The sequence below is a fragment of the Psychrobacter sp. AOP31-B2-9 genome (assembly GCF_052378005.1).
In the GTDB taxonomy this organism is placed as follows: Bacteria; Pseudomonadota; Gammaproteobacteria; order Pseudomonadales; family Moraxellaceae; genus Psychrobacter.
Genome location: NZ_JBQSXG010000167.1, coordinates 1 through 6,090 on the forward strand (window position 1 = coordinate 1; position 6,090 = coordinate 6,090).

The 6,090-nt window shown below is 38.4% G+C and carries 6 protein-coding genes; 2 read left to right on the forward strand and 4 right to left on the reverse strand.

All coding sequences use genetic code 11. The annotated features are described in order from the left end of the window. Window positions 1-953, reverse strand: a 953-nt coding sequence (locus ACT3SX_RS13415) for a MobA/MobL family protein (RefSeq protein WP_444761775.1), incomplete at its 3' end; no start/stop codon positions are given. Between the two features lie 494 nt (window positions 954-1,447). Between ACT3SX_RS13415 and ACT3SX_RS13420 the strand changes: the two genes are divergently transcribed. Continuing rightward, window positions 1,448-1,771 (forward strand): hypothetical protein, encoded by a 324-nt coding sequence (locus ACT3SX_RS13420; protein WP_444761776.1) that lies wholly within the window; start codon window positions 1,448-1,450, stop codon window positions 1,769-1,771. Between the two features lie 5 nt (window positions 1,772-1,776). Then, complete coding sequence (locus ACT3SX_RS13425; protein ID WP_444761777.1) at window positions 1,777-2,688, forward strand: DNA cytosine methyltransferase; 912 nt, start codon at window positions 1,777-1,779, stop codon at window positions 2,686-2,688. 100 nt (window positions 2,689-2,788) lie between these two features. Here the strand turns inward: ACT3SX_RS13425 and ACT3SX_RS13430 are convergent, their stop codons facing one another. From ACT3SX_RS13430 to ACT3SX_RS13440, 3 genes are all read right to left on the reverse strand, one after another. Then, window positions 2,789-3,868, reverse strand: coding sequence for a HaeII family restriction endonuclease (locus ACT3SX_RS13430; RefSeq protein ID WP_444761778.1), 1,080 nt, complete (start codon window positions 3,866-3,868; stop codon window positions 2,789-2,791). Between the two features lie 134 nt (window positions 3,869-4,002). Further along, window positions 4,003-4,977: a replication initiation protein RepM gene (repM, locus tag ACT3SX_RS13435; protein WP_444761779.1), complete on the reverse strand. Its 975-nt coding sequence runs from the start codon at window positions 4,975-4,977 to the stop codon at window positions 4,003-4,005. Between the two features lie 393 nt (window positions 4,978-5,370). Next, window positions 5,371-6,090: hypothetical protein (locus ACT3SX_RS13440; RefSeq protein ID WP_444761780.1), on the reverse strand; the 720-nt coding region annotated here is incomplete at its 5' end.

A 6,090-nucleotide genomic window follows, 5' to 3' on the forward strand; every position in this document is an offset into this window, starting at 1 on the left:
ATAGCAAGACCGTCTGTTGCAAACTCAATGTGGGCGCGGTTTTGTTCGTTGACTGACTCATTGTATTCTCCAATAACTGTGCGTATACCTCTACGCTCATGATTGTTAGCGTCTTTTCCTAGGTGTTTGGTCGGTTTAAATTTTAACCCTATTTCTCTGTAGCTCTTGTGGGTCACTGGTTGAACGCCTTTTTTTATAAGCCGTTCATTGAGAATATCCGCCCATTGTTTGCGGGTGTTTTTGAGCCACTCGCTGTTTGAGCATAAGCCGCGTCCCTGCTGTATTTTTTCGCCTGTCTCAGGGTCAATGGTGCCAACAAGCTCCTCTGCCACAACTGGCCGTGTACGCTCATCGTTAGATACCTCACTGTCTGATTTTTTGCCTAGTGATAGCTGGTTATCGCTTGATACGTCTAGCTCTCGGGTTAGTAGCAGTATGTGGGCATGAATATTGCGCGGGTCGGGCGCGCTCATTTGGTAGCCCTCCGCTACTGCCTTAGTGGTTGCCATGTCATCACCTGCGGTGGGGTCATGGACAAAAACCATGCTGAGCACGCCTTGTTCTTCGCTCTGCTGCTGAGCAAATTGTTCAAACAGCTCAATATTTTCAGCGCGTGTCAGTTCAGGCACTCCGCACAATACCCATTCACGAGCAAGGCGTGCGCTATTTTTCATTTTGCCGCGTTGGGTAGTTTCGCCAATCTCGACTAAATCTGCGATGTTCTGAAAATCTAACTCGATGTCAGACTCGTCCAATTGCTCGCTCAAATTTCTAGGAAGCAGTATTTCACGGTGAATCACATCGGTTTTTTTGGTGTAATCGTACGACCTGGCTTTGGGGTTTATGGTGTTGTTGTCGGTCAGTTTTATACCGGCACGATATGAGATCGCCGCGGCAAGATTATGCCCTTTTCCACGACTGAGAGATTTGGTTTCGGCTCTGAAGATCGCCATTTTTGTACCTCGGTTTTTTTTGGGGTTTGGGGTTTCCCCAACGCGGTTTGAGACAATCACATATTAGCACGAAGTAGGCTAATATGTGATTTCTCGAAACTGCGCTCTTCGAGGACTCTTGCAGAGGGCTAAAAGAAAAAACGATATGAAAAGTGCAGTATTGGGTGTGTCCTTTTGGATATTGCAGTATAAATGATTGGCGACAATTGAGGGCTACTGGGTGCGTCCTTTTAAATGCAGGGGTGCGTGTTTTAAGATATTGCAGGGTGGGTCCTTTTATATATTAAGGTGCGTCCTTTTGGATATTAGGAGTGGGTCTTTTTGTATATTGCAATGTAAATGACAGGCGACATTGAGGACTACTGGGTGTGTCTTTCTATATACGCAGGGTGTGTCCTTTTGGATATTGCATTTAATTTTTGTTAGTGACCTATATACATAAGATGATAGGCATAATATACTAAAGCGCTATCATTTAGCGCTTGGGGGTTTTTATGTTTAAAGAAAATAAGGAAGATTTCAGACAATGGCTTATTGAGGAAAAAGGTCTATCTGCTAAGGTTACTGGAGATATATTGTCTCGATGTAAACGCCTTGATAAGTGTATTTCACAATCTATTGAAGAAGCTGTGTCTTCGCCTCAGTCTTATCTTATAGCTTTGAAAGATATAGGAACGTACGCAACGCTAAACAAACAAACCGCTAAATCCCAGTACAACCTAACTGCAACGTTAAGAGCTGCGATAAGGAAGTATTGCGAATACAGAAACCCTGAAACATTTGAGTGTTATCCAAGCGGTAATTCACTCTCAAGGTAATTATTATGAGTTTTAAGTTTATTGATCTTTTTGCTGGTATTGGTGGAATTAGACTTGGTTTTGAACATGTAGGAGGAGAGTGTGTGTTTTCCTCCGAGTGGGATATACATGCTCAAAAAACATATGAAGCGAACTTTGGTGATTTGCCAAATGGTGATATCACTAAAATTGATGTTAAAACTATCCCTGACCATGACATATTAGTTGGTGGATTTCCTTGTCAGGCATTTAGTATTATAGGGAAAATGGATGGCTTTGAAGATACGAGAGGAACACTGTTTTTCAATATTGTTGAAATTTTAAAAGAAAAAAAACCAACAGCATTTATGCTTGAAAATGTTAAACAACTCAAGACACATGATAAGGGTAATACATTTAAGGTTATATTAAAAACTCTTGAAGACCTTGGTTACACTGTACATCATACCGTATTAAATGCTTTAGATTTTGGTGTGCCGCAAAAACGAGAGCGTACTTTTATCGTTGGTTTTTTAAATGAAAATATTAATTTTGAGTTTCCTATTGGCGATAAAGCATATGACTTAGCAGATATACTCGAGCCAGAAAGTGAAGTCGAATCTAAATTCTTTGTGAGTGAGGAGATAAGAAACAATAGAATAAAAGGTCTAAAAAAGGAGCCTGCATACCCAAGTATTTGGCATCAAAATATTTCAAATAATGTTTCGCCGTTACCTTACTCCTGCGCGCTTAGAGCAGGTGCTTCTTATAATTATCTACTGATTAACGGGATTAGGAGGCCTACATCAAGAGAGTTGTTAAGGTTGCAGGGCTTTCCAGATAGTTTTAAGATTGTTGTCCCGTATACTCAATTAAGAAAACAAGCTGGAAACAGTGTGGCCGTCCCTGTAATAAAAGAAGTAGCGACAGCCATGATAAAAGCTCTTGAGGTTAAATAGCATTGAACTATTAGCTAATCTGACATCAAAAAAAATATCAATAGTAAACTACCAATACTATATTAGCCTTGGTAGTTTGCTATTGATATGAAAAGCTATGTTAACTAATTGTTTGAGCAAGCTCTTTATATGAAAAACTATCTAATTTTAAAGTAGAGTATTTACGTTCTACTAGGGCTTCGGGGAAGCCACCAGTGGAAGGAAACTCAAGTAAAACTTCTTCTACTAATCTATCTAATAGCTTTTGGCCTAATAATTCGGAATAAGTACCTCTTAACGCCTTTTCATACCATTCAATTAGATCTAACTCAGTAATAATTGCCTGAACTCGGCTTTTCCAGCCTACTTGATTTACGATGCTATTAATTATCGATTTTTCAGCTTTTTTACAGACAATCACTATTTTATCGCTTGTTACTCCATTGACAATGCTTTCCGCTAGTTCAACATCTAATGACAGGTGTTTAACTTGAACTAATGGTCCCCAATTTGCGTACATATCAACACCTCTATCAGCAGCATTAGTCACGCCCACTCGATAAATCTTAGCGTCCTTTACTGAAGTCATATTTTCTGGGTCTAAACACATAAGAGCTTTTGTTAGCTCTGAAAACTCTGACAAAATAGGAAGTTGATTAGAAGGGATTGTAATACTTACTTGAGCTCCAGTGTTTTCGATTACTGTAGAGAATAACGAGAATACAATAATTTCATAAATTTTATCTAAACTACGTTTGAGTCCGGACTCTGTAGAAAAGGAGTTGATGAAGTCTAGTAATTGAAAAGTCGTTTTTTCTGCATTTCTGCATAAGTCTAATGCTGCATTTAGTTGTTCGTACTTGCCACCAAACTTACTATATATATATGCTTCCACAATACCTTCATGTTCTTTATTAAACCTTCCAAGCTCAATCATAGCTTCGACAGGCACAGCATTAGCATCAAACACGTTATCCTGGAAGTGCGCACTACTTGTACACTTTCTTCCTAGCAACTCAATTGATATTTGATCTCTCCACTTTCTACTTTTTGTCCTATAAGTCTCAAGATTAGATAACTGTATGTCCTTATGCACTCTATCACGGTATAAAATTTCGGCTACTTGTATAGGTTTATATAAATGAACTCGGGCTTTATCTATAACAACATCTAACTGATTTTTAGCTTGTACTATATTCATTTATAACCTCTAGTAAAATACACTAGTATAGCTTGTAAAGAAAAAATCACGAATTTAATACTCTAAATATTCTCTGATTGGACGCTTCTCAAACTGTGAAGCGTCTTTTTTAAATAATAAAGAGAAGCTAATTTTTAATATATTAAATACTCTTTAATCGGTCTTTTCCTATTAAACGGCTCATGGTCTTGTTTTATACGATCAACAAACTCAACCGACCAAGCGTTCATGTCTTTATTTATATGGCTTGTAGGTGATATCAAGTCGCTAAAATCCCTAATAAACTGAGGGCTTCTTGTAATACGAACCAACTGAGCATCTGATAAGTTATGAATAGTGAACATATCCGCGTTGTCTACATCACGCAGTGATTCTTTATTCTTAAATGATTTGGGTTTTTGCTTGGCCAGAATCTTAAATTTGAAATGTGTAATCGTAGAATCGTCTTTAACTTGTTCATAACTGACTTTTAAATCAGTTTTTTCATTGATCTCTTTGACCGCAGCATCAAGAACACGTCTTTTAAAATCAGACATTCTTTTGTAATCACCCTCCTCCAGTCCCATTTGTCCACGGAATGTATCGAGAGCAAAAGGGGGCGTTTTTCTAATGCTACGCCACTGGTTTAAAAGCTCATAAAGGCGTATCGAGTACAAGCTTTTAAGCGTTGCAGTTTGTTCGAGAGAGTACTGTGTAAACAATCCACCATCGAAGCCAAGACGTGTTATTTCATTCACTACAGCTGGTGAAAAGAGAATTTCGATACCACCACGACCTTTCTTATAACGAACCTGAGTTACCCATCTTGTTTTTATAGTGTCGCCTTCTAACTCGTCTAAAAATGTGAATCGACGCTCAAACAAAGTAGCTTCTGCCTCTAACAAGGCATCGTACGCACGTTGACGAGATACACCAAAAACCTCAGCAAAACGTTTAGCGTCTAGAGTTAGTGAAGTTTCCGAAGTAAAGCCATCTTCATGCTCTCTAGCATCAATGATAGCAAGCTGTATCAATTGTATCTCAGCTCTTGATAGTTTTTGTATTGCTGTATTTAATCGATGAGATTTGACCACTTCGCCCATTTTACTTTTCTCCATATTTGATTTCATAGTAATGACCTCTGTGATTAGTAAAAATGGAGTGGTAAACCTACTCAATAAAAGACATACTATATTTCATGCGTCATGAAGTCAAATAAATAAATGTCGTCATCATGGTAAGGAAATGTCGTCATCATGGTAAGGAAATGTCGTCATCATGGTAAGGAAATGTCGTCATCATGGTAAGGAAATGTCGTCATTGTCAGCCTGTGTCCCTCTATAATAAAGTCGTACAGGCTTCTTAAAAGTATTTAAAAGTATTTAAAAGTATTAAAACCTTTTTGGTTCTTAATAACTAAGAAAGACAAAAGATAAAAAACCTAAAAGTAAATTTTTTACGGTAGTAATCAACTCATCTATTAACCAATCATATGACGCACTGGAAACAAGAAAAATAATTAACTACGGCCGTCTACGCCTTCTAGATGCTATAGAAACGATCTCATCTCCTCTATTTGACGTTTTAGGGGTATCGTCTATAGAATCCCTAGTCGATTGGTTTGAATCGCTTTGAGGGGTAGATTTGAACGTTTCAGCATTGGATTTATTGTGTAGCTCTCGCTCGTCTGCTGGATTACGCAATAATTTAAAAACTTCTATGTTTTGCTCAATCACATCAACGGTAAAAAACTCAGCTACTCGTCTGCTATCGTTAATGAAATCAGTTATTTTGTCATCTACACCAATGGTTTGAGCAAAACCATCAAGGATACTAACCTGTCTGGAATCAAGTTTTTCAGGGTGATCTTCTATATTTTCCCAATGCTGTAGAGCACTATTTTCATGGTATCGATTCAGTAAAACCATGGCCATATTTAGTTTTAAACGTCCAGCAGCCTCAGCTGTTCTCGCATCTGCTGAACGGTTTCGTGCAATGTCTCTATCGAACTGCTCTGTTCGTCTATCAAATTGTTCTTCCTGCTCACTAATTCTAGTAGCTCTTGCTCGTCGCGCGTCGTCATTAAAGGGGTTTGGTCGTGTTGGGCTTGGGCTTTTTCTTCTAGAGCTCTTTGCAATGAGGCTATTAACTGATCTTTCTTGTTCAGCAGTTCTTGCAACCTGTTGTTCTGTTGAGTTGATAGTTTCATGGAATCGTTCATTTGCTCTAACTGCCCATATAAC

Coding starts and splice junctions, on each gene's coding strand:
- repM (WP_444761779.1), bottom strand. CDS start 4,977: ATGAAATCAAATATGGAGAAAAGTAAAATGGGCGAAGTGGTCAAATCT.
- ACT3SX_RS13430 (WP_444761778.1), bottom strand. CDS start 3,868: ATGAATATAGTACAAGCTAAAAATCAGTTAGATGTTGTTATAGATAAA.
- ACT3SX_RS13425 (WP_444761777.1), top strand. CDS start 1,777: ATGAGTTTTAAGTTTATTGATCTTTTTGCTGGTATTGGTGGAATTAGA.
- ACT3SX_RS13420 (WP_444761776.1), top strand. CDS start 1,448: ATGTTTAAAGAAAATAAGGAAGATTTCAGACAATGGCTTATTGAGGAA.